Origin of the sequence: Nocardia sp. NPDC087230 (assembly GCF_044744725.1) — a bacterium.
GTDB lineage: Bacteria > Actinomycetota > Actinomycetes > Mycobacteriales > Mycobacteriaceae > Nocardia > Nocardia canadensis.
Genome location: NZ_JBIUYV010000001.1, coordinates 389721 through 411806, shown reverse-complemented (window position 1 = coordinate 411806; position 22086 = coordinate 389721). Strand labels below are relative to the sequence as shown.

Here is a 22086-nt window from a genome sequence, read left to right as displayed (position 1 = left end):
GCCAGCAGCCTAGATCGCGCGTGCCGCATGTTCCCGACCGCTACCGGCGCTGGTCCGGCCCGCGTGCGAGTCGCTGGCCGGGCCGGACCCAGCCGCCGCGGGATCGGTCTCAGCTCGCCCCTGCTCGCACGAAGGTCGACGCGAGATGCAGGTTGTTCACCGGGTTCGCGTCGGTGCCGGTGCTGGACGCGTGCAGGAACGCGGTGATCAGCGCCAGGCGCGGCGGCGCTTCGAGGACGACGGTGTAGGTCCTGGTCTCGCCCGCCGCCAGCGTGGGGAGCCGGAAGCGCACGTGCGTCGGCCGCACCTCGCCGCCGCCGGGATCGACCACCCGGCTCCAGCCCTGGGTCGACAGCCTGGCCTCGACCTCCGTCGCCTGCCGACCGCCGACATTGGTGACGGTGACCGTCGCCGTCACCCGATCGCCCGGGTCGGCGGTGCGTGGCAGGTCGAGGTGCACGCCCACGTCAGCGGGGTGGTCACCGGGCGACTGACCGACCTTCAGCACCCACAGCGTCATGGTGCCGCGACTCGGCGCGACGCCGGTGTCCGCGTCGCCGGAGTAGTCGGCGGTGATCAGGTGCGTGCCGAAGCCGAGGTGGGACACGTCGACATCGCGGGCGATCGCGAGACCGTCGTCGACGGGAACCGGCGCGCCGAGCGGTTTTCCGTCGGCGGCGAACCGGACGGTGCCGGTGTCGATCTCGCCCGCGGGAGCACGGGTGATCGTCGCGGTGAGGTCCAGTTGTTCGAAATAGGTGACCGGGTTGTGGTTGGCGGTGACCGTGGTCGTCGAGGTCGCGGTGTAGACGGTGAGCTCGGCCTCGACCCGCGACTGCTCGTAGACCTCGTCGCCGAGATAGTGCGCCTCGATCGTCCCCGAGCCTGCGCGCAGCGGCGGCGAACTCGCCGTGCCGTCGGCGGCGATGGTCACCGGATCACCGAGCGGGGACCCGTTCTGACCGAACTGGATCGCACCGGTGGGTTTCGGCGCGTCGGGCTGCGGCGTCGGCACGGTGACCGTGGCGCCGACGACCGCGCCGGCGAGGACGGGCGACGGCGGCAGCGTCAGATGCACCTCGGTGGGCAGTTTCACCGATTGCACCAGCAGGCCGACACTGCCGAAGACGGGGGCGAAGACGCGGGCCGGGTCGTCGGCGAGATACGTCGCCAGCACGTGGTGGGTGCCCGGCCGCAACCCGCTGATCGCGGGCAGGGTCGCCACCCCGTCGACCAGCTCGATCGGACCCGGCGTCGCGACACCGTCGATCTCGAAGCGCACATGCCCGGCCGGCGTGCCGAATGCCGGTGTGGTGCCCGGCTGCTGGGCGACTTTCGCGCTGAAGCTCACCGGCTGACCGACCTGCGAGATCTGGTCCGGCGCGCTGGTGGTCACCTCGATCTCGGTCGGCACCCGGTCGTCGTGCAGCCGGAACACCGCGCCGCCGATCAGGTGGGCCGGGTCGTCGGAGGCGGCGGCCCGGACCAGGAATCCGCCGGTCAGCTCGCCCTGCTGCGCGGCGGGCAGCGCGGTCAGGTTCACCTGGGCGAAGCCGTCGGCGTCGGTGGTCACCCGGGTGCTGTCACCGCCGTCGGCGAAGACCGCGGCGCGCGGCTGTCCGGCGGGCATCGAGAAGGTGATCGATTTGCCCGCCTGTGGTCCGTGGATCGCGTCGACGAAACGCACCCGCAGCGGCTGGGCGAACGGCTGGCCCGAGTAGGCGCTCTGACTGTTGCCCGAGATCAGTTCCACCCGGCTGCGTTTCGAGGGGATCGGGACGATCAGCTCTACCTTGCCGTCGTTGAGGCGATCACGGTTGCCGTAGCTGCCGTCGGGGCCGTTGTAGAAATGCGGGCGCTGCCCGGCGACGGGGACGACCATCGACTGGCCGCCACCGCCACCACCGCCGCCACCGTCGTTCCCGTCCTGCGCGCCGTGGCCCTTGCCGCCGCCGTGGCTGCCGCCACCACCGCCGCCGCCACCGCCACCGGTGGAGCTACCGGTCGCGTGGCCGCCGTCGACGCCGCGCTCGCTGCCGCCCTCCCCACCGAAGCCGCCGCCGAAGCCGCCGCTGGTGCCGTCGCCGGGACGCGGGCCGCCGCTGCCGCCGTCACCGCCGTCGGCGCTGAATCCGTTGCCGCCGCCACCACCGCCGCCGCCCGCGACGACGAGGGGCACGCTGTCGCGGGACGGCCGGGTGCCGCAATCGGCCGCGTCCTGGCTCACCGCCGACGCGCCGCCGCCGCCGGCGCCGCTGTAGGAGGCGCCGGAATCGGCGGTGCCGCGCGCGCCGCCCTTGCCGTAGCCCCAGCCGCCGCCCGGTCCGCCGTAGCGACCGACGTCGATCTTCAGCTGTGTGCGTTCCCGCACGGCGATGACGGCCTGCACGCCGCCGCCCGCGCCGCCGGTGCCGACATCGCCGAAGTCGTGGCCGCCGCCCGCGCCCGCCGCGCCGAGCACGTCGGCGAAGATCTCGTCGACGCCGTCGCCGACGCAGTAGTACTGCGCGGCGTCGCCGTGCACGCCGAAGGTCGTCGTCCGGACGCCGTCGGCGGAGGTGAGGAACAGGACGTAGCCGTCGCCGGAGACCGAGGCGGTGGTGACGCTCGCCTTCGACAGACTCGGTGAGGCGTAGGAGGTCCCGCCACCGCCGCCCGCGCCACCAGCGCCCGGCGCCGCGTGCGGGCCGTGCGAGATCGGCGTCTGCGGCCCCGCGGCGCCACCACAGCCGCCGCCCTGGCCCTCGCCGCCCTGGTAGCCGCCACCGCCACCGCCGCCCCCACCGCCACCGCCGGTCGTGTCGAAGGTGTGGCCTGCCCCGCCCGCGCGCGGACCACCGCACGTGAGGCCGCTCGGCGTGGTGCCCGCCGGATTGTTCTCGCCCGCACCGCCGGTCCACGGCGGGCCTTCCTGCCAGCCGACCGCCGCGCTACCGTCGCCCCCGTTCCCGCCGTCGCGCCGGGAGCCGCCGCCGCAGTAGAAGAACGTCGAATCCTGCACCGGCGACACCGAATAGCAGTCCGGCGCGTTGCCGCCCGCGCCACCACCGCCACCCGCGACCAGCACCGGCGCGTTGTCGGGCCCGAGCACGGCCGAGGCCCCGCCGCCACCGCCGCCGTCCCAACCGCTCGAGTACACCGTCCCGAAATTCGTGACCTGATCGACCGCTTCGCCCCTGGCCCCACCCGGGGCATACGGCGAGAACCCGCCGTTCGCGCCGCCCGCGCACCCGACCTGGACCTGGAACTGCTGCTCCGGCGTCACCCGCAAACCGCCGCTGACCTGCCCGCCGAGCCCACCGATCCCGGTGAAGTTCGGATTCGGCGTCTGCCCCTGGCCGCCCACGGCCTCGATGTAGAGGCTCGTCGTCCCGGCGGGCACCGTGTAGGTCTGCGTCCCCGAGCTGCAATAGAACACGTCGATCGCGAGCCCCGACTCCGGGTCCTCGAAATGCTCGGACGCGTGCTCGGCGGGCGGGCCCGGCGGCTGGGACTGCGCGAGTGCCGCGGTGCCGACGACCAGTACCGCGCCCAGGGACGCGGCGAGCCACACCCGCGTCGCAGTTCGTCCGGCCATGCCAGAACTCCGTTCGCCAGCGCCGTTGCCGAGGAAACTTGACGAAACGGTAGCCGTGGTTGTCGCCTCGGCCCCGCAGCGACGCGCGCTTTCGCGCAGGTCATCGGGGTTGTCGACCGGGAGATCCGAGGCGAACCGGGTGGCGCGGGCGGCGGGCAAGTAAGTTCAGTCCCGACGGCGGTAGCCGCCACGACGACAGGGGACCGCGGTGCGGAATTCGGACACGACCAGCGGCGCGCGACGCGCCCGCACGGCCGCGGTGGGAATCGCGGTCGCCACACTCCTCACCGCGGGTTGCGCGACCGACGGCAAAGTCGACGGCACCGCCATCGCGTCGACGGATGCGTTCGTGCCGACCGCGGACAACCAGGACCCCTCCCGCGAGATCCCCGGCGTCGAGATCACCGAGTTCCCGCCGGGCCTGCACGTGACCAGCACGCAGCGGGTCGCCTATCCGGTGATCCCACCGCTGGGCGGACCGCACGACAGCAGGTGGGCGGCCTGCGACGGCGTCGTCTACGCCACCGGCGTCCGCACCGAGAACGTGGTGCACTCCCTGGAACACGGCGCGGTGTGGATCGCCTACAACCCGGACAAGGTGAGCGCGGCGGATCAGGCCGCGCTCGCCGCGCGGGTGACGAACAAGCCGTACACCCTGATGTCGCCGATTCCCGGCATGGCCCACCCGATCTCGCTGCAATCGTGGGGCCACCAGCTGAAACCCGACAGCGCCGCCGACCCCCGGATCGATCAGTTCATCCTCGCGCTGCGCGAGAACCCTTACACCACACCGGAACCGGGCGCGACCTGCTCCTCGCCGCTGTTCGACCGCACCAACCCGCCCCCGTTCGACCCCACGGCCCCCGGCCCCGACGCCGTCGACCCGAACAGCGACGGCAGCGCTACCCCCGGCCTGCCTACGCCGTCACCTGGAAGTGGGCGATGACCTTGGTCGGGCGCACCCGCACGACCAGCTCCCCCGCCACCCCGTTCCGCTTGCCGAACTCCTCGGCCTTGTCCGCCCCCATGTAGCGCGCCGCGATCTCGGTGGCCGTCCGCACCAGCTCGTCGAGATCCTCCGACAGCGTCACCGTGCCCTGCACCTCCACCAGCGCGTACGGCGGCTCCTCCAGATCCACGCACAGCGCGACCCGGGGATCCCGCGCGAACGCCCGCCCCTTGGCGGTGTTCTTCCCGGTGTTGAAGACCAGCTCGTCGCCCTCGACGATGAACCACACCGGCGTCACCAAGGGCCGCCCATCGGCACCGGTGAACGCCACCTTGCCGGTTCGTGTTCCATGGGAAAGGAATTCGCGCACCTGGGGATCAGCGAGTGAGGCCATGCGATCAGGGTAGGCGCCGGGCCGTGGGAACCGGCGGCAGCGGCCTCGCGTGTCAGATCGCGCCCTGCTCGCGGGCGGTGGCGACCGCCGAGGTGCGGGATTTGACGCCGAGTTTGGCGTAGATGTGGACCAGGTGGGATTTGACGGTGGTCTCGCTGAGGAACAGTCGCTTGGCGATGTCGCGGTTGGACAGGCCGGCCGCGACCAGGCGCAGGACCTCGACTTCGCGGGGGCTCAACGTGGTGTCGGCGCGCCGGACGCGGGTCATCAGACGGGAGGCGACCGTCGGGGACAGCACGCTCTCGCCCGCGGCGGCGGCGCGGACCGCGGCGAGGAGTTCGGCGGGCGGGGTGTCCTTGAGCAGGTAGCCGACGGCGCCCGCTTCGATGGCGCCGAGGATGTCGGCGTCGGTGTCGTAGTTGGTGACCACCAGGACGTTCGGCGGGGTGGGCAGGGCGCGCAGGTCGGCGGTGGCGGCGGCCCCGGAGCGGCCGTCACCGAAGCGCAGGTCCATCAGGACCAGGTCGACGGGGTTGGCGGCACAGAACGCCACGGCCGCGTCGGCGTCGGCCACGTCACCGACGACGGTGATGTCGGCGGACGCCTCGAGCAGCGCGCGCAGCCCGGCCCGCACGATCGCGTGGTCGTCGGCGAGCAGCAGCCGGATCATTCGACCGCTCCCAGTGGGAAGGACACGGTGACGGCGGTGTGGCCGGGTTCGGATTCGATCGTCATCCGGCCACCCTGCTGCTCGACCCGGCTGCGCATGGCCGCCAGGCCGAACGCGCCCGCGCGCGGCCCGCGCAGCACGGCGGGGTCGATGCCGATGCCGTCGTCGACGATGTCGAGGTGCACGTCGGTGTCGTCGTAGGTGAGGGTGACCCGCATGCGCGCCGCCCCGGCATGCTGGACCACATTGGCGACCGCGCTCTGCGCGATCCGCACCAGCGCGGCCTCCACCGGCATCGGCAGCCGCTCCGGCTCGCCCTCGACCAGCAGCTGGGTCGACAGCGCCGCCGACCGCGCCCGATCACAGATCCGTGCCAGCGCTTCGGCGAGGGACTGCCCGTCCAGCGCGGCGGGCGACAATTCGTCGATGAGCCTGCGGGTTTCGGCCAGATCCTCGGCCGCCGTCTCGCGGGCGAGCCGAATCCGGTCCAGTGCGGGATGATCCGGCGCCGCCTGCTCGGCCGCGTGCAGCAGCAACTGGATACTGCTGAGTCCCTGCGCGACGGTGTCGTGGATCTCCTTGGCCAGGCGTTCGCGTTCGGCCAGCTTGCCCGCCGTCCGTTCCCGCTCGGCGAGAATCGCTCTGGTGCCGAGCAATTCGTCGATCAGCCGCTCCCGTTCCACCGCTTCGCGGTACAGCGCCTGATAGCCGAGCCCGATGCCGATGGCGACCAGGGCGCCGAGCACGGGCCCGACCACCGCGCCCACCGACCAGCCGCGGTGTGCCGCGAAGCCGATGACGCCGACGGCCGTCGCCAGCACCACCGCGACCAGGTTCCACGGCCGCGGCAGCAGGTGCAGGTAGAGGAAGAACAATCCGAAGGCGAGATACACCGCGTCCGGGGTCAGCCCGAGCAGCGCCAGCCACAGCACGGTCAGCGTGGCCAGCCACAGCCCGGCCCTGCGCGCGTCCCACGCGGCGCCCGGCACCGCCCGCGACCGCGCCGCCCCGGCCGGGGCGCCCGAGGCGACCCGGCGCGGCAGTTCGGTGCCCGCGAAGTAGACGGCCAGCCAGATTCCCGTCAGGACGACCACCCCGACACCGTGCCCACCGCCGCCGGGCAACAGCGCTCGCACCGCGACCACCGCGCCCAGCACCGTCACCAGCACGTGCAGACCGAGCCGCAGCGTGGTGACCACCGGGGTCAGGGGGGACGAGTGCACCCGACCAGCTTATGTGCGGCAACCGGCCCGGCATCCATCGAAAGGTGTAAACACGGGCAGTCCTTGGATGGAGCGCGTTTCGTGCGCCGGTGCGATGGCGTGGCGGTCGTGCGCGACGAGAGTGGAGGCATGTTCGTCGCACTCCGAGATCTCCGGGCCGCCCGCGGCCGCTTCCTGCTGATCACCACCGTCGTCCTGCTGGTGGCGGTGCTGGTCAGTTTTCTGAGTGGGCTCACCGCCGGGCTGGCGCACCAGAACATCTCCGCGGTCCAGGGCCTGCGCGCCGACCAGGTGGTGTTCGCCGAGACCGGCGCCGATCCGTCCTTCGACTCGTCGGTGCTCACCGAGGAGCAGATCGCGCGGTGGCGGTCGACGGGCGGAATCGAGGTCACCCCGGTCGGCATCTCCCGGACCCGCGCCGAACACGTGGGCGCGAGCCCCGAGCAGGTCGCGCTGTTCGGCGGCGACCCCGCGGCGTTCAGCAATCACCCTGCTACCGCACCGGGAGCGGTGGTGCTGAGCTCGGGCGCGGCCCGCGCACTGGCCGCGGGCACCGGCGACACCGTGGTGCTGGCAGGCCACGAGTTCACCGTCGCCGACGTCGCCGGCGACGAGTGGTACAGCCACACCCCGGTGATCTGGACGAGCCTGGCGGACTGGCAGGCGGCCAGCCCTCGCGCGGGCGCGGCCACCGTGCTCGCCGTGCTCGGCGACGCCCCGCGCGACGATCTCGACGCCGAAGCCGGAACGCGCACGCTGCCCGCCGCGAACGCCGTCGAGGCGATCGGCTCCTACCAGGCCGAGAACAGCTCGCTGACCCTGATGACGGTGCTGCTGTTCGCCATCTCCGCGCTGGTGATCGGGGCCTTCTTCACCGTGTGGACGGTGCAGCGCCAACCCGACATCGCCACCTTGAAGGCGCTCGGCGCGACCACCGGTTCGCTGGCGCTCGACGCGCTGGCGCAGGCGGCGATCGTGCTGGTCACCGGTGTCGCGATCGGGCTCGGCAGCACCGCGGTGGCCTCCCTGTTCCTCGGTGACGCCATGCCGTTCGTGCTGTCGCTGTCGACGACCCTGGTGCCCGCGCTGGCCTTGATCGCGCTCGGCCTCGTCGGCGCCGCGGTCGCGCTGCGCTTCCTGTTCACCACCGATCCCCTGACCGCGCTCGGCGCGACCCGCTGAAGGACCCCACCATGGCACTGACCCTCACCGACGTCACTCTCACCTACCCCGACGGCACGGGCAGGCTCACCGCGCTCGACCGGGTGAACCTGCACGTCCCCGGCGGCACCATCGCCGCCGTCACCGGCCCGTCCGGCTCGGGCAAGTCCAGCCTGCTCGCGGTGGCGGCGACGCTGATCCGGCCCGACACGGGCACCGTCGTCCTCGCGACCGACACCGGCAGTACCGATCTCGCGACGCTGAGCAGGCGGGCCGCGTCCACCGTCCGCCGCACCGCGATGGGCATCGTCTTCCAGCAGCCCAATCTCATCCCCGCGCTGACCGCCCTGGAACAGCTGGAGGTCACCGCGCATCTCGGCGGCAAGCGGCGCAGCGGCCGGGGTGAAACCAGGTCCCGCGCACGGGACCTGCTCGCCGCGGTCGGCCTGGCCGAGCACGCGGACAAGCGGCCCGCGCAGCTCTCCGGCGGCCAGCGCCAGCGCGTCAATATCGCCCGCGCCCTGATGAACGACCCGGCCCTGCTCGTCGTCGACGAGCCGACCAGCGCCCTGGACACCGAACGCGGCGCCGCCGTGCTCGACCTGATCACCACCATCGCCCGCGAGCACCGCGCGGCGACGATCCTGGTCACCCACGACCCGACCCACCTGCACCGGATGGACGCGGTCTACCGGATGACCGACGGCCGCCTCAGCCCGGTCGAGGTGCCCGCCGTCGCCTGATCCGGCGCGCCCGCCGAGCGCCGGGCGCGCGCCGGGGGGAGACTGGACCGATGAGCGATCCGACCCAGCTGATCGTGGTCGACGCGGCCAATGTCATCGGCGCCGAGGCCGATGGCTGGTGGCGCGACCGTGCGGGCGCCGCCCGGCGGCTGCTGGCGAACATCGCGGACCTGACGACCCGCCTGCCTGCGTCGACGGCGGTGACCGTCGTCCTCGAGGGCGCCGCCAAGGCCGCGGCCGACGACGCCGCACCGACCGCCCCGCGCCTGACCGTCGTGCTGGCCGACCGCTCCGGCGACGACAAGATCGTCGACGTGGTCGCCGAGGCCACCGGCTACGACCAGCTCACCGTCGTCACCGCCGACCGGGAGCTCCGCCGCCGGGTCGACGCTCTCGGTGCCGACGCGGTCGGCCCCAGTTGGCTCCTGCGCCAACTGGATTGATCTTCCCGGAGCCGGGCCGCGGCAGCGTTCCCACGCGGCCGATCAGGCCTGCTCGGCCGACAACGCCGCCAGCGCCATCTGCCGCAACACCGGCCGCGCCTTGCTCGCCCGCGCCGGGGCGGCGCTGTGCGGAGTGGAGTTGATCAGCCCGAAGGCCGCGTGGGCCTGGACGCGGGCGGTGTCCTCGGCCAGACCGGGATGCACCTCGCGCAGCACCTGCACCCAGACCTCGACGTATTGGCGCTGCGTGCGGCGCAGGGTGCGACGGTCGGCGGCGGGCACGTTGTCCAGATCGCGGTCCTGGATGCGGATGAGCTCGGGGTCGTCGAAGGCGAAGTCGAGGTGGAAGTCCACCAGGCCGACCAGGGCTTCCGCGGGCGATTGCGCCGCCGCGACGACCGCGCGCCCACCGGCGAGCAATCGCTCACTGACCCCGACCAGCAGCTCGACCAGCAGCGCCTCCTTGTTCGCGAAGTGCCGGTAGACGGCGGGTCCGCTGATCCCGACAGCCGCGCCGAGGTCGTCGAGGCGCACGCCGAAGAACCCGCGATCGGCGATCAACCTGGCGCCCGCGTCGAGCAACTGCTCGCGACGCTGGGCTTTCATCAGCTCGCGCCGGGTCGCCGGAGCGGGTTCGACCGTGGCCAATCTCGACTCCCTTCCGCCGGGTCTGGACAACTTGGTTAGTCAAGATTAACCTGAATTTCAGTTATTGGCGATTAACCGGATGGCAGGATGGCGTGATGACGGTTACGCACGACCTCGACAACGGCACCACAGCCGCGACGAGCAACCGGGACGCGCACCGCGCCCTGGTCGACGAGCTGCGCCAGCGGCTGGCGACGACGGCGCTGGGCGGCCCGCAGAAGTCGCGCGAGCGGCACGCGGCCCGAGGCAAGCTGCTGCCCCGCGAGCGGGTCGACCAGCTGCTCGACCCCGGCAGCCCGTTCCTGGAACTGTCCCCGCTGGCGGGCAACGGCATGTACGGCGACGAGTGCCCCGGCGCGGGCGTGATCGCCGGCATCGGCCGCATCGCGGGCCGCGAGTGCCTGGTCCTGGCCAACGACGCGACGGTCAAGGGCGGCACCTACTACCCGATCTCGGTGAAGAAGCACCTGCGCGCGCAGGAGGTCGCCGCGCAGAACAACCTCCCGTGCGTGTACCTGGTGGACTCCGGCGGCGCCTTCCTGCCGCACCAGGACGAGGTGTTCCCCGACCGCGAGCACTTCGGCCGCATCTTCTACAACCAGGCCAACATGAGCGCCAAGGGCATCGCCCAGATCGCGGCGGTGATGGGATCGTGCACCGCCGGTGGCGCCTACGTGCCCGCGATGGCCGACGAGGCCGTCATCGTGCGCGACCAGGGCACCATCTTCCTCGGCGGCCCGCCGCTGGTGAAGGCGGCGACCGGTGAGGTCGTCACGGCCGAGGAACTCGGCGGCGGCCTGCTGCACTCGCGCACCTCCGGCGTCACCGACCATCTCGCCGAGGACGACCGCGACGCGTTGCGCATCGTCCGCAAGATCGTCGGCACCCTGGGCCCGAAGCCCGAGGCGCCCTGGGAGGTGCTGGCGACCACTGCGCCCGCCAAGGACGAGGACGAGCTCTACGACGTGGTCCCGGTCGACCCGCGCACCCCCTACGACGTGCGCGAGGTGATCGACCGGATCGTCGACGGCGAGGCGGGCTTCCACGAGTTCAAGGCCGAATACGGCAAGACCCTGGTCACCGGCTTCGCCCGCATCCACGGTCACCCGGTCGGCATCGTCGCCAACAACGGCGTGCTGTTCGCCGAATCCGCCATGAAGGGCGCGCATTTCATCGAACTGTGCGACAAGCGCAAGATCCCGCTGGTGTTCCTGCAGAACATCACCGGCTTCATGGTCGGACGCGACTACGAGGCGGGCGGCATCGCCAAGCACGGCGCGAAGATGGTCACCGCCGTGGCCTGCGCGCGGGTGCCGAAGCTGACCGTGGTGATCGGCGGCTCCTACGGCGCGGGCAACTACTCCATGTGCGGACGCGCGTATTCGCCGCGCTTCCTGTGGATGTGGCCGAACTCGCGGATCTCGGTGATGGGCGGCGAGCAGGCCGCCTCGGTGCTGGCGACCGTGCGCGGCGACCAGCTCGACAGCGCGGGCAAGCCGTGGTCGGCGGAGGATCAGGAGGCGTTCAAGGCGCCGATCCGGGAGCAGTACGAGACCCAGGGCAACCCCTACTACGCGACCGCACGGATCTGGGACGACGGCGTCATCGCGCCCACCGACACCAGAACCGTGCTCGGACTTGCCCTCTCGGTCTGCGCACAAGCGCCGCTCGACCCCGTTTCCTACGGCGTCTTCCGGATGTGAAGGAGCGTCAGCGAGTGAACCAGAAACATAGCGCGCCGTCGCGTACGACGCAGCCGAGCGCCGGCGAGGCGAAGGAGTGAGCGACATGCTGAACAAATCCCACCCCGTCGAGTTCGACACCGTCCTGGTCGCCAATCGCGGCGAGATCGCGGTACGCGTCATCAAGACCTTGCGCGCCATGGGCATTCGCTCGGTCGCGGTGTACAGCGACGCCGACGCGGGCGCCCGCCACGTGCGCGAGGCCGATGTCGCGGTGCGCCTCGGGCCCGCCCCGGCTCGCGAGAGCTATCTGTCGATCGAGAAGGTCGTCGACGCCGCGATCCGCTCCGGCGCCCAGGCCGTGCACCCCGGATACGGCTTCCTGTCGGAGAATTCGGCGTTCGCCGCGGCGCTGGCCGACGCGGACATCGTCTTCCTCGGTCCGCCCGCCAAGGCGATCGAGGTGATGGGCGACAAGATCACCGCCAAGAACACCGTCACCGCGTTCGGCGTCCCGGTGGTACCCGGCATCGCCGAGCCCGGCCTCACCGACGAGCAGTTGATCACCGCCGCCGCCGAGGTCGGCTACCCGGTGCTGGTGAAGCCGTCCGCCGGTGGCGGCGGCAAGGGCATGCGGAGGGTCGAGCGGCCCGAGGATCTGCCCGCGGCGCTGGTCAGCGCGCGACGCGAGGCGGGCGCGGCCTTCGATGACGACACCCTGTTCCTGGAGCGGTTCGTCACCCGGCCCCGCCACATCGAGGTGCAGGTCCTGGCCGACAAGTTCGGCAATGTGGTGCACCTGGGCGAACGCGAGTGCAGCTTGCAGCGCAGGCACCAGAAGGTGATCGAGGAAGCGCCCTCGCCGCTGCTGGACGCCACGACCAGGGCCCGGATCGGCGCCGCGGCCTGCAATACCGCGCGCAGTGTCGACTACGTCGGCGCGGGCACCGTGGAGTTCATCGTCTCCGCCGACCGGCCCGACGAGTTCTTCTTCATGGAGATGAACACGCGCCTGCAGGTCGAGCACCCGGTGACCGAGCTGGTCACCGGCGTCGACCTGGTGGAATGCCAGGTCCGCGTGGCCGCGGGGCAGCAGCTGAGCAAGAGCCAGGACGAGATCCGCCTGGTCGGGCACGCGATCGAGGCGCGGGTCTACGCCGAGGATCCGGGTCGCGGCTTCCTGCCCACCGGTGGCACCGTGCTCGCGCTCAGCGAACCGAGCGGCCCCGGCGTGCGCGTGGATTCGGGCCTGTCCGAGGGCACCGTGGTCGGCAGCGACTACGACCCGATGTTGTCGAAGGTGATCGCGCGCGGCGACACCCGCGCCGACGCCCTCGCGGCGCTGGACCGCGCGCTGGAACAGACCGTGCTGCTCGGCGTGACGAGCAATATCGAGTTCCTGCGCTTCCTGCTCGCCGACGCGGATGTCCAGGCGGGCCGCCTCGACACCGCGTTGCTGGACCGCCGGGTCGGCGACTTCCGGCCCGCCGAGGTGACCGACGACGAATTCCTCGCCGCCGCCGCCCATCACTGGCTGCGCCGCTGGCCCGCCCCCGGCGGCGACCCGTGGTCGACCCCGTCGGGCTGGCGGCTCGGCGCGCAGGCCCCGACCGCGATCCGGCTCGCCGCCGGTGACCAGGTGCGCCATGTCTTCCTCACCGGCACACCGGAATCGGCGACCGTCCGGATCGACGACGGTGCGCCGCAATCGCTCTCGGCCGCCACCAGCCGCGACGGCCTCGTCCTCACGTTGGACGGGCTGCGCCGCGAGTTCCGCGTGGCCGAGGACGCCGACCAGCTGTGGGTCGGCCACGCCGGGAGCGTCGCCGTGCTGCGCGAAGTCGCCGAGGCGAGCGTGCGCGGCGACGCCGCCCACGTCGGCGACGCCGAGATCCGCAGTCCCATGCCGGGTTCGGTGATCGCCGCCCCGGTCGCCGACGGCGCGACCGTCGAGGTCGGCGATCCGGTGATCGTCATCGAGGCCATGAAGATGGAGCACACCCTCACCGCCCCCGTCGCGGGCACCGTCGAGGTGCTGGTGCGGCCGGGCGCCCAGGTGAAGCTGGACCAGGTGCTGGTCCGCGTCGTCGCCCATCCCGTCGAAACCGCAGTCGTAGAGACCGAGCGCGAAGGAACCAACGCATGACCGACTACCTGTCCACCGGCTCGCTGCCGGACGAATACCGCCAGCTCGCCCTGACCGTGCGCGACTTCGCCCAGCAGGTCGTGGCGCCCGTCTCGGCGAAACACGATGCCGAGCACAGCTTCCCGTACGAGGTCGTCGCCGGGATGGCCGACATGGGCCTGTTCGGCCTGCCGTTCCCCGAGGAGTTCGGCGGCATGGGCGGCGACTACTTCGCCCTGTGCCTGGCGCTCGAGGAGCTCGGCAAGGTCGACCAGAGCGTGGCCATCACCCTCGAGGCCGGTGTCTCGCTGGGCGCGATGCCGATCTACCGCTTCGGCGACGACAAGCAGAAGAACGAGTGGCTGCCCCAGCTCACCAGCGGGCGCGCCCTGGCCGGTTTCGGCCTCACCGAGCCCGACGCGGGCAGCGACGCCGGCGGCACCCGCACCACCGCGGTCGCCGACGGCGAGAGCTGGGTGATCAACGGCGCCAAGCAGTTCATCACCAACTCCGGTACCGACATCACCCGGCTGGTCACCGTCACCGCGGTGACCGGGCAGACCGGCGGCAAGAAGGAGATCTCCACCATCCTGGTGCCGACCTCCACCCCCGGTTTCGTCGCCGAACCGGCCTACAACAAGGTCGGCTGGAACGCCTCCGACACCCACCCGCTCAGCTTCACCGACGTGCGGGTGCCGCAGGAGAACCTGCTCGGCGAGCGCGGCCGCGGCTACGCCAACTTCCTGCGCATCCTCGACGAGGGCCGCATCGCCATCGCCGCGCTCGCGGTGGGCGCCGCGCAGGGCTGTGTGGACGAGAGCGTGCGCTACGCCGGTGAGCGGCAGGCGTTCGGGCAGGCCATCGGCCGCAATCAGGCCATCGCGTTCAAGATCGCCCGGATGGAGGCGCGCGCCCACGTCGCGCGCACCGCCTACTACGACGCGGCCGCGCTGATGCTGGCGGGCAAGCCGTTCAAGAAGGCCGCCTCGATCGCCAAGATGGTCGCCAGCGAGGCCGCGATGGACAACGCGCGCGACGCCACCCAGATCTTCGGCGGCAACGGCTTCATGAACGAATACCCCGTGTCCAGGCACTACCGTGACAGCAAGATCCTGGAAATCGGTGAGGGCACGACGGAGGTGCAGCTGATGCTGATCGCACGGGAGCTGGGTCTGTGAGCGCGCCTGATCACGGCGGCCCGGCGGCGGCAGCGCAGGCGCCGTCGAGCACCGAGACACGACGCGTCGTCCAGCGCGGCCTGTGGTTCGAGGAGTTCGAGATCGGGACGATCTACGAGCACCGGCCCGGTCGCACTATCACCGAGGCCGACAACGTCTTGTTCACCACACTGACCATGAACACCCAGGCGCTGCACCTGGACGCGAACTTCGCCGACGCGCAGCCGCCGTTCAACCAGCGGCTGGTGAACTCGATGTTCACCCTGTCGACGCTGGTCGGCCTCTCGGTCGCCCAGCTCACCCAGGGCACCCTGGTGGCCAACCTCGGCTTCTCCGAGATGTCGCTGCCCGCGCCGCTGTTCCACGGCGACACGATGTACGCCGAGACGCTGGTGACCGACAAGCGGGAATCCAAGAGCCGTCCGGGTGAGGGCATCGTCGGCCTCACCCACACCGCGCGCAACCAGGACGGTGTGATCGTGGCGAAAGCCGTGCGGCAGACGCTGGTCCGGAAGGCCCCCGCATGACGATGACGGGAGACAGCGTGCGCGCCTGGGAGCCCAGCGGACCGGCCTGGCTGTTCTGCCCGGCCGACCGTCCCGAACGTTTCGCCAAGGCCGCGGCGGTGGCCGATGTGGTGATCCTCGACCTCGAGGACGGCGTCGCCGCGGGTGACAAGGTCGCGGCCAGGAAGGCGCTGATCGAGACCCCGCTCGACCCGCGGCACACCGTGGTCCGCGTCAACGCGGTCGAGACCGACGAGTACGCGGCCGACCTGGCCGCCCTCGCGCAGACCGCCTACCGGCGCGTCATGCTGCCCAAATGTGAATCGGCCGAACAGGTCAGGAGCCTGGCGGGCTACGAGGTGATCGTGCTGATCGAGTCTCCGCTGGGCGCGGTGCGGGTGGCCGAGTCGGTCGCCGCCGAGAACGCCGTCGGCGTGATGTGGGGCGCCGAGGACCTGGTCGCCGGGCTGGGCGGCAATGCCAGCAGGCACGCCGACGGCAGCTACCGCGATGTCGCCCGGCACGTGCGCTCGACGAGCCTGCTGGCGGCCAAGGCCTTCGGCCGGTTCGCCCTGGATTCGGTGTTCCTCGACATCGAGAACCTGGAAGGGCTGGCGGTGGAGACGCTGGACGCGGTGGCCGTCGGCTTCGACGCCAAGGTCGCTATCCATCCCCGCCAGGTGGCGGTGATCCGGGAGGGCTACGCGCCCGACCCCGACGAGATCGACTGGGCGCGCCGAGTGCTCGCCGAGGTGCCGAACCATCGGGGCGTCTTCGCGTTCGAGGGACGCATGGTCGACGCACCGGTGCTCCGACACGCGGAGCGGATCGTCCGCCGGGCCGAACTGCCCAGCTGAGCACTACCCGGCGCGCGGGGGCGACTACCGGCCGCGCGCCGGGGTAATCATCGGCCGGGCAGTTCCGGCCCGCGCAACCCAGTACGAGGAGGACATCCGGTGCAACCGCAATGGGAACCGACCGCCGAGGACATCGCGTCGGCACGGATCACCGACTTCGCCGCCTTCGTCAGCGGCCGGACCGGCGAGCAGTACCCCGACTACCAGGCACTGTGGCAATGGTCGGTCGACGACATCGCCGGCTTCTGGCAGGCGCTGTGGGACTACTTCGAGCTCGGTCCGATCGCCGACGGCGTGCTCGGCACGCGGGAGATGCCCGGCGCGCAGTGGTTCCCTGGGACGCGGCTGAACTACGTCGACCAGATCATCCGGCAGGCGCGGCCCGACCGGCCCGCCGTGCTCGCCCTGCACGAGGACGCCGAGCCGCGCGAGATCTCGTGGGCGGAGCTGATCGAGCAGGTCACCGCGTTCGCGGGCGCCCTGCGGGCGCGCGACGTCGGACCGGGCGACCGGGTGATCGGCTACCTGCCGAACATCCCGGAGGCCATCGTCGCCTTCCTCGCCACCGCGAGCATCGGCGCGGTGTGGAGCGCGTGCGGGCAGGACTACTCGGCCAAGGCTGCGCTGGACCGGCTCGGCCAGCTGGAGCCGACCGTGCTCGTCACGGCCGACGGCTACCGGTTCGGCGGCAAGCAGCACGACAAGCGCGCCGACATCGCCGCCCTGCAGGAGGGCCTGCCCGAGCTGCGCGCGACCGTCGTGGTCTCGCAGCTGGGCCTCGAGGTGCCCGACGCGGTGGCGTGGTCGGACGCGATCGCCGATCCGGGGCTCGGGGTGATCGAGACCGCCGCCGTCGCCTTCGATCATCCGCTGTGGATCGTGTTCTCCTCCGGCACCACCGGTCTGCCGAAGGGCATCGTGCACGGCCACGGCGGCGTGCTGCTCGAGCACCTGAAAGCCGTTGCCCTCCAGTCCGATATCGGGCCCGAGGACACCTTCTTCTGGTACACCAGCCCCAGCTGGATGATGTGGAACTTCCAGATCGCCGGCCTGCTGACCGGCGCCACCGTGGTGACCTACGACGGCAGCCCGACAGCCGGCGGCCCGGACGCCCTGTGGCGCCTCGCCGCCCAGGTCCGCGCCACCGTGCTCGGCACCAGCCCCGGCTACGTGCTCGGATGCATCAAGGCGGGCGCGGTGCCGCGGGCCGAGCACGATCTGTCGGCGCTGCGCAGCGTCGGGATCACCGGGTCGGCGCTGCCGGTGTCGAGCGCGCTGTGGCTCGACGCGAACGCGGGCGAGCACGTGCAGGTGAACTCGATCAGCGGTGGCACCGACGTGGTGTCGGCGTTCATCGGCGGCGTGCCCACGGTGCCGGTGTGGCCGGGCGAGCTGTCGGCACCGTATCTCGGCGTGGCGCTGGACTCCTTCGACGAGCAGGGCGCGCCGGTGCGCGGTGAGGTCGGCGAGCTGGTGGTGACCCAGCCGATGCCGTCGATGCCGGTGCGCTTCTGGCGCGACGAGGACGGAAAGCGCTACCACGACGCCTATTTCGACACCTACCCCGGCGTGTGGCGGCACGGTGACTGGATCACGCTGACCGAGCACGGCAGCGTCGTCGTGCACGGCCGCTCCGACTCCACTCTCAACCGGCACGGCATCCGGATGGGCAGCGCCGACATCTACCAGGTCGTCGAACAGTTCCCGGAGATCGCCGAGGCGCTGGTGATCGGCGCCGAGCAGCCCGACGGCGGCTACTGGATGCCGCTGTTCGTCGTCCTCGCGCCCGGCGCCGCCCTCACCGACGATCTGAAAGCCAGGATCGGCAGCGCGATTCGCTCCGAGGTCTCGCCCCGGCACGTCCCCGACGAGATCCGCGAGGCCCCCGGCATCCCGCACACCCGGACCGGCAAGAAGCTGGAAGTGCCGATCAAGAAGCTCTTCCAGGGCGCGGACGCGACCCGTGTGGTCGAACGCAGCGCCGTGGACGACCCGGCCCTGCTCGACTGGTATGCCCGGATCACCCCGCCCCACAAGGCCTAATACACTTCTGGCATGAATGTCGGCGAGTCTCGTGGTGCGCGTGGATCGGTAGTCGGCGGAGCGAAGGACGGTGTGCGGCGGCGTCCGAAGAATCGGCGCGCGCAGATCGCGGCGACCTCGGCGGTGGCATTCGGCGCGGCCGGGTATCACGGGGTGAGCATGGAGGACATCGCCGCCGGATTGGGCATCAGTTCGGCGGCGCTGTACCGGCACTACCCGAGCAAGTACGCGCTGTTCCGGGAGGAACTGCTGCGGGTCGGGCAGGCCTTCACCGCCTCGATCGCGGCGTCCGGTGACGGGTCATCGACCGCGGCGGAACGGTTGCGGCACATGCTGACCGGGCTCCTCGGCGCGACGGTGGAGAACCGGGGAACGGTCACGCTGGTGCGCTGGGAGGGCCGCTACCTCGAGCCCGCCGACCGGCTGGTGCTCGACGAGCAGCGGGCCTCGGTGCTGGTCGCCCTCGACGAGCAGCTGGCCGTCCTGCGGCCGGAGCTGACCGCGCCGGACCTGCGAATGCTGTCCACCGCGATGTTCGGGGTGATCACCAGCATCGCCGACCATCACGCCGCCCTGCCTGCCCGCACCCTGAACCGGCTGCTGACCACGGCCTGTCTCGCGCTGGTCGAGAGCGGATTGCCGCCCGCGGCAACGATTTCGGAGAAGGCCACCCAGGTCGAGATCCCGGAGTCGTTCAAACACGAACTGCTGCTGCGCAAAGCGGTCGAGCTGTTCCACGAGCGCGGGTATCCGAACGTCAGCGTCGAGGACATCGCCTCGGCGGCCGGGCTGTCCGCGGCCTCGGCGGTGTACCGGTTCTACCGCGGCAAGAGCGACATCCTCGCCGCCGCGTTCCGCCGCGCGGCCGACCGGGTCTCGGGTGCGATCGGCCCCGCCGTCGCGGGCACCCCCGACAGCGGCGCGGCCCTGGACGTGCTGATCGCCCAGTTCGTCGCCGACACCTTCGACGAACGCGCGCTGGCCGTCGTCTACTACGCCGAGTTCGGCCACGTCCCCGCCGAGGAACGCGCGGTCCTGCGCAACATCCAGCGCCTCAGCGTCCAGGAATGGGCCCGCCTGGTCCGCGAGGTCCGCCCCGAACTCTCGGCCGCCGAAGCCCGCTTCCTGGTCCACGCGGCCTTCGCCCTGGTCATCGACCTCAGCCAGATCTACGGCCCCGACCCCATCGCCTGCCGAGCCCGCGTCGCCCACCTCATGCACCGAACCCTCCTCGGCTGACCTGCGGATTTCACCCGTTGTGTGTGAGGGCGGGGGGACGGTGGGGCGTTTACGGTGGGCGTTCGCGGTGTCGGACGGAGAGCGCATGGGCGGTCGGGCAGGTGGCGAGGGTGGGCTGCGTCGGCGGCGCCTGCTCGAGTTGGGGGCGGCTGCGGGGGTGGGGGTGGTGCTGTCCGGGTGCGGGGGTGGGGAGCCGGTGCCGTCGGTGGTGTCCTCGACGGGGGCGCCGGATGTGCTGGGGCTGGCGACCGAGGCGTATGTGTTCGGCTATCCGATGATCTTGCTGGACATGATGCGGGCGGCGAGTGGGCCGACGAACACGTTCGATCACAGCGTGCTGCCCGATCCGCTGGATCGCGGGGTGGCCCGGCTCAGCCACGACATGGTCTATTCCCAGGCGTGGCTGAACCTGGCCGACGAGCCGCTGGTGTTGCAGATCCCCGGGATGGAACCGGATCGGTACTGGCTGTTCCAGCTGCTCGACGGGTGGGGCAACACCGTGCACGACCTGAGCAGCAAGCAGCCGCGGACGACGGTCGACGCCGACGGGCCGCCGTTCACCTACGTCATCGCGGGCCCGAAGTGGACCGGGTCGCTGCCGCCGCACACCACCCTGCTGCACATGCCGTCGGCGATGGCGACGATCGTCGGCCGGATCCAGATCAACGGTGTCGCGGACGCGGCGCAGGTCAACCGGTGGCAGGAGAAGATCCGGCTGGTCCCGGCCGGCGCCTGGCAGCGCCGCGAATACGACGTCACGGTCAGCAGGGTGCACCCGATCGACCGCGGACCGGAGCCGCCGGTCAAGCGGATCGCCGCGCTGGACGGCCGCACCTACCTCAACCGGCTGTGCAGGTTGATGGTGGCCGATCCGCCCGCGGCCGCCGACGCACCGCTGATGGAACAGCTGGCCACCATCGGCGTCGTCCCCGGCGGCACCGTCGACAACGAGCCCGTCGAACTGCTCGACGAGGCGGTCCGCCAGGCCCAGCGCCGGATCGCCGGATGGACCGACCCGAACGCGCGCCGCGTCAACGGGTGGGAGATCCCGGTCGACCTCGGCAGGTTCGGCACCGATTACCTGCGACGCGCGGCGACGACCATGCGCTCACCTGGCAAGGCCCCGATCCGCGACGTGCTCTACGCCGAACTCTGGGCCCCCACGACCGACGACGCGGGACAGCCGCGCCGCTACCGTATCCGCTTCGAGCCCGGCCGCTGGCCGCCGGTGGACGCCTTCGCCTCGATCACCGCCTACGACCCCCAGGGCTTCCTCGTCCCCAACCCCGCCGAGATCTACGCGGTCGGCCACGCCCCACCGGTGGTGGCGGGCCCCGACGGCGCGGTGGAGATCGCCGTCCAGCACGACGACCCGCGCCCGGGCGTCCCCACCGGCAACTGGCTCCCGATCCCGGACTCCGGCGAGTTCTCCCTGACGCTGCGTCTGTACGCACCTCGCGAGGCGGCGATCGAGGGCGACTGGGAGCCGCCGCCGATGACCCCGGTGCCATGACCCCCGGTCTCAGCCGATGACGGCCTCGATCGGGACGGAGACGGCCGGGGTGGTGAACACCGCGACGTAGTAGTCCGGGACGACGCAGGCGACCGGTTCGGTCGCGGTCAGCACCGGACGCAGCCGTTCCCGCGAGATCGCGAGATAGGCGCCGTCGTCGTGACAGCCGGTGGCGACGAAGGCGAACGCCCGATCACCGGCGGCGCGCCCCGACACCGCCGAACGCACCCGAGCGGCCGTCACGGTGTCGAGCCCGGCGGCGAAGGCGGCGAGCTGATCCGGCTGGGAGACCTCGGCGCCGCGCGGGGCGGTGCCGACTGCGATGCGCTCGAAATGGGCGAGGATCGCCGGACCCGGCGGGTCGGGGCGGTACCCGCCGAGCCGGGTGGTCGCCGGCACGTCCGCCGCGGGCAGCGCGAACACCGCCAGGATCTCCCACGGCGCGACGCATTCCGGCGGCGGATCGTCCGCGCCGGTCAGCCGGACGGAGTAGTCGGCGTCGCCCTCGCTGGTCAGCTTCGCGCCGTCACCGGGCGAACAGCCCGCGCCCCAGGAGAAGGCGATCAGCGCCTCGGTGTCGAAGTCGCGGCGCGAGAGCGTGTCCGTGAGCCGACCGGCCGCGCGTTCGTCGCCAGGGAATCGCCCGGCGAACTGGGCGACGTCGGCGGTCGATCGCAGTACGGTCCGGACGTCGGGCAGCCCCCGGGTGGACTCGAACAGCACCAGCTCGGCGTGCTCGACATCGTGTCCCGTGGCCTGCCGCCGCGGCGGATCGGAGTCGGTCGACGACGCGAACAGCGCCCCCAGGTACGCGCCCGCCAGCAGTCCCGCCAGCAGCGCCACCACGATCCCGAACCGAGCGCTCCGCATACCCCACTGTACGTAGGGCGAGGTCAGCCCTCGTTGGCCATCGCGGCGATCAGGGAGTTGGGACGCATGTCGAGCCAATGGGATTCGACGTACTGAAGACAGGAGGTGCGGGTGGCGGCGCCGAAGGCGACGGTCCAGCCACCGGGGACGGCGGCGAAGGTGGGCCAGAGGGAGTGTTCCCCCTCGGCGTTGACCAAGACGTAGAACTGGGCGTTCTCATCGTCGAACGGATTGCTCATCGGATTGCCTTCCTGAGGGGGTGGGG

19 protein-coding genes are annotated in these 22086 nt (G+C 71.8%); 12 read left to right on the top strand and 7 right to left on the bottom strand.

All coding sequences use genetic code 11. From position 1 onward, the window contains the following. Positions 1 to 109: 109 nt before the first annotated feature. A complete protein-coding gene (locus tag ACIO52_RS02045; protein ID WP_402640812.1) occupies positions 110 to 3577 on the bottom strand; it encodes an Ig-like domain-containing protein in 3468 nt (1155 codons plus the stop codon). 208 nt (positions 3578 to 3785) lie between these two features. Here ACIO52_RS02045 and ACIO52_RS02040 point away from each other — a divergent pair, with 208 nt between their 5' ends. Further along, a complete protein-coding gene (locus tag ACIO52_RS02040; protein ID WP_218719681.1) occupies positions 3786 to 4523 on the top strand; it encodes a DUF3105 domain-containing protein in 738 nt (245 codons plus the stop codon). On the opposite strand, the gene ACIO52_RS02035 is transcribed toward ACIO52_RS02040, so the two are convergent. Genes ACIO52_RS02035 through ACIO52_RS02025 form a run of 3 tightly spaced genes read right to left on the bottom strand, consistent with a single transcriptional unit; the run spans position 4495 to position 6813 of the window. After that, entirely contained in the window at positions 4495 to 4920 is a 426-nt protein-coding gene (locus ACIO52_RS02035; protein ID WP_218719680.1) for a PPOX class F420-dependent oxidoreductase, read from the bottom strand. The two genes, ACIO52_RS02040 and ACIO52_RS02035, sit on opposite strands and share 29 nt — an antisense overlap. Before the next feature lie 52 nt (positions 4921 to 4972). After that, the gene (locus tag ACIO52_RS02030; protein ID WP_316576135.1) at positions 4973 to 5590 is read right to left on the bottom strand and encodes a response regulator transcription factor; all 618 of its coding nucleotides are present in this window, start codon (positions 5588 to 5590) and stop codon (positions 4973 to 4975) included. Next, entirely contained in the window at positions 5587 to 6813 is a 1227-nt protein-coding gene (locus ACIO52_RS02025; protein WP_218719678.1) for a sensor histidine kinase, read from the bottom strand. The genes ACIO52_RS02030 and ACIO52_RS02025 overlap by 4 nt, the downstream gene beginning before the upstream one ends. Before the next feature lie 129 nt (positions 6814 to 6942). On the opposite strand from ACIO52_RS02025, the gene ACIO52_RS02020 reads away from it, so the two are divergent. The 3 genes from ACIO52_RS02020 to ACIO52_RS02010 are packed head-to-tail and all read left to right on the top strand — an operon-like array spanning position 6943 to position 9160. Continuing rightward, positions 6943 to 7995 carry an ABC transporter permease gene (locus ACIO52_RS02020; RefSeq protein WP_218719677.1) on the top strand — a complete coding sequence of 351 codons (1053 nt, stop codon included), beginning with the start codon at positions 6943 to 6945 and terminating at the stop codon, positions 7993 to 7995. 11 nt (positions 7996 to 8006) lie between these two features. Continuing rightward, positions 8007 to 8717: an ABC transporter ATP-binding protein gene (locus ACIO52_RS02015; protein WP_316576136.1), complete on the top strand. Its 711-nt coding sequence runs from the start codon at positions 8007 to 8009 to the stop codon at positions 8715 to 8717. Positions 8718 to 8767: 50 nt separating this feature from the next. Beyond that, positions 8768 to 9160, top strand: a complete 393-nt coding sequence (locus ACIO52_RS02010) for an NYN domain-containing protein (protein WP_402640804.1) — start codon at positions 8768 to 8770, stop codon at positions 9158 to 9160. Between the two features lie 42 nt (positions 9161 to 9202). On the opposite strand, the gene ACIO52_RS02005 is transcribed toward ACIO52_RS02010, so the two are convergent. After that, on the bottom strand, positions 9203 to 9766 hold the full coding sequence (locus ACIO52_RS02005) for a TetR/AcrR family transcriptional regulator (RefSeq protein WP_218719695.1): 564 nt from the start codon (positions 9764 to 9766) through the stop codon (positions 9203 to 9205). A gap of 137 nt (positions 9767 to 9903) precedes the next feature. On the opposite strand from ACIO52_RS02005, the gene ACIO52_RS02000 reads away from it, so the two are divergent. The 8 genes from ACIO52_RS02000 to ACIO52_RS01965 all read left to right on the top strand — a co-directional run bounded on the left by ACIO52_RS02000 (position 9904) and on the right by ACIO52_RS01965 (position 20951). Then, complete coding sequence (locus tag ACIO52_RS02000; protein WP_255588116.1) at positions 9904 to 11511, top strand: carboxyl transferase domain-containing protein; 1608 nt, start codon at positions 9904 to 9906, stop codon at positions 11509 to 11511. An 85-nt stretch (positions 11512 to 11596) separates the two neighbouring features. Then, positions 11597 to 13636 carry a biotin carboxylase N-terminal domain-containing protein gene (locus ACIO52_RS01995; protein WP_402640801.1) on the top strand — a complete coding sequence of 680 codons (2040 nt, stop codon included), beginning with the start codon at positions 11597 to 11599 and terminating at the stop codon, positions 13634 to 13636. Beyond that, positions 13633 to 14793, top strand: a complete 1161-nt coding sequence (locus ACIO52_RS01990) for an acyl-CoA dehydrogenase family protein (protein WP_218719673.1) — start codon at positions 13633 to 13635, stop codon at positions 14791 to 14793. Before ACIO52_RS01995 ends, ACIO52_RS01990 begins: the two co-directional genes overlap by 4 nt. Further along, on the top strand, positions 14790 to 15320 hold the full coding sequence (locus ACIO52_RS01985; RefSeq protein ID WP_316576138.1) for a MaoC family dehydratase: 531 nt from the start codon (positions 14790 to 14792) through the stop codon (positions 15318 to 15320). The genes ACIO52_RS01990 and ACIO52_RS01985 overlap by 4 nt, the downstream gene beginning before the upstream one ends. Next, positions 15317 to 16156, top strand: a complete 840-nt coding sequence (locus ACIO52_RS01980; RefSeq protein ID WP_402640797.1) for an HpcH/HpaI aldolase/citrate lyase family protein — start codon at positions 15317 to 15319, stop codon at positions 16154 to 16156. Before ACIO52_RS01985 ends, ACIO52_RS01980 begins: the two co-directional genes overlap by 4 nt. A gap of 99 nt (positions 16157 to 16255) precedes the next feature. Continuing rightward, complete coding sequence (locus ACIO52_RS01975) at positions 16256 to 18199, top strand: acetoacetate--CoA ligase (protein WP_402640794.1); 1944 nt, start codon at positions 16256 to 16258, stop codon at positions 18197 to 18199. 12 nt (positions 18200 to 18211) lie between these two features. Continuing rightward, on the top strand, positions 18212 to 19438 hold the full coding sequence (locus tag ACIO52_RS01970; protein WP_218719671.1) for a TetR/AcrR family transcriptional regulator: 1227 nt from the start codon (positions 18212 to 18214) through the stop codon (positions 19436 to 19438). 85 nt (positions 19439 to 19523) lie between these two features. Beyond that, positions 19524 to 20951 (top strand): DUF1254 domain-containing protein, encoded by a 1428-nt coding sequence (locus ACIO52_RS01965; protein WP_402640790.1) that lies wholly within the window; start codon positions 19524 to 19526, stop codon positions 20949 to 20951. A 9-nt stretch (positions 20952 to 20960) separates the two neighbouring features. Here the strand turns inward: ACIO52_RS01965 and ACIO52_RS01960 are convergent, their stop codons facing one another. Beyond that, the gene (locus ACIO52_RS01960; RefSeq protein WP_316576143.1) at positions 20961 to 21821 is read right to left on the bottom strand and encodes a hypothetical protein; all 861 of its coding nucleotides are present in this window, start codon (positions 21819 to 21821) and stop codon (positions 20961 to 20963) included. A gap of 23 nt (positions 21822 to 21844) precedes the next feature. Continuing rightward, positions 21845 to 22060, bottom strand: a complete 216-nt coding sequence (locus ACIO52_RS01955; RefSeq protein ID WP_218719668.1) for an MbtH family protein — start codon at positions 22058 to 22060, stop codon at positions 21845 to 21847. Positions 22061 to 22086: the final 26 nt, after the last annotated feature.

What these genes read in the sequence shown, in the direction of transcription:
- ACIO52_RS02045 (WP_402640812.1), bottom strand. Translation starts at nt 3,577, where the DNA reads ATGGCCGGACGAACTGCGACGCGGGTGTGGCTCGCCGCGTCCCTGGGC.
- ACIO52_RS02035 (WP_218719680.1), bottom strand. Translation starts at nt 4,920, where the DNA reads ATGGCCTCACTCGCTGATCCCCAGGTGCGCGAATTCCTTTCCCATGGA.
- ACIO52_RS02030 (WP_316576135.1), bottom strand. Translation starts at nt 5,590, where the DNA reads ATGATCCGGCTGCTGCTCGCCGACGACCACGCGATCGTGCGGGCCGGG.
- ACIO52_RS02020 (WP_218719677.1), top strand. Translation starts at nt 6,943, where the DNA reads ATGTTCGTCGCACTCCGAGATCTCCGGGCCGCCCGCGGCCGCTTCCTG.
- ACIO52_RS02015 (WP_316576136.1), top strand. Translation starts at nt 8,007, where the DNA reads ATGGCACTGACCCTCACCGACGTCACTCTCACCTACCCCGACGGCACG.
- ACIO52_RS02010 (WP_402640804.1), top strand. Translation starts at nt 8,768, where the DNA reads ATGAGCGATCCGACCCAGCTGATCGTGGTCGACGCGGCCAATGTCATC.
- ACIO52_RS02005 (WP_218719695.1), bottom strand. Translation starts at nt 9,766, where the DNA reads ATGAAAGCCCAGCGTCGCGAGCAGTTGCTCGACGCGGGCGCCAGGTTG.
- ACIO52_RS02000 (WP_255588116.1), top strand. Translation starts at nt 9,904, where the DNA reads ATGACGGTTACGCACGACCTCGACAACGGCACCACAGCCGCGACGAGC.
- ACIO52_RS01995 (WP_402640801.1), top strand. Translation starts at nt 11,597, where the DNA reads ATGCTGAACAAATCCCACCCCGTCGAGTTCGACACCGTCCTGGTCGCC.
- ACIO52_RS01990 (WP_218719673.1), top strand. Translation starts at nt 13,633, where the DNA reads ATGACCGACTACCTGTCCACCGGCTCGCTGCCGGACGAATACCGCCAG.
- ACIO52_RS01980 (WP_402640797.1), top strand. Translation starts at nt 15,317, where the DNA reads ATGACGATGACGGGAGACAGCGTGCGCGCCTGGGAGCCCAGCGGACCG.
- ACIO52_RS01970 (WP_218719671.1), top strand. Translation starts at nt 18,212, where the DNA reads ATGAATGTCGGCGAGTCTCGTGGTGCGCGTGGATCGGTAGTCGGCGGA.
- ACIO52_RS01965 (WP_402640790.1), top strand. Translation starts at nt 19,524, where the DNA reads ATGGGCGGTCGGGCAGGTGGCGAGGGTGGGCTGCGTCGGCGGCGCCTG.
- ACIO52_RS01960 (WP_316576143.1), bottom strand. Translation starts at nt 21,821, where the DNA reads ATGCGGAGCGCTCGGTTCGGGATCGTGGTGGCGCTGCTGGCGGGACTG.
- ACIO52_RS01955 (WP_218719668.1), bottom strand. Translation starts at nt 22,060, where the DNA reads ATGAGCAATCCGTTCGACGATGAGAACGCCCAGTTCTACGTCTTGGTC.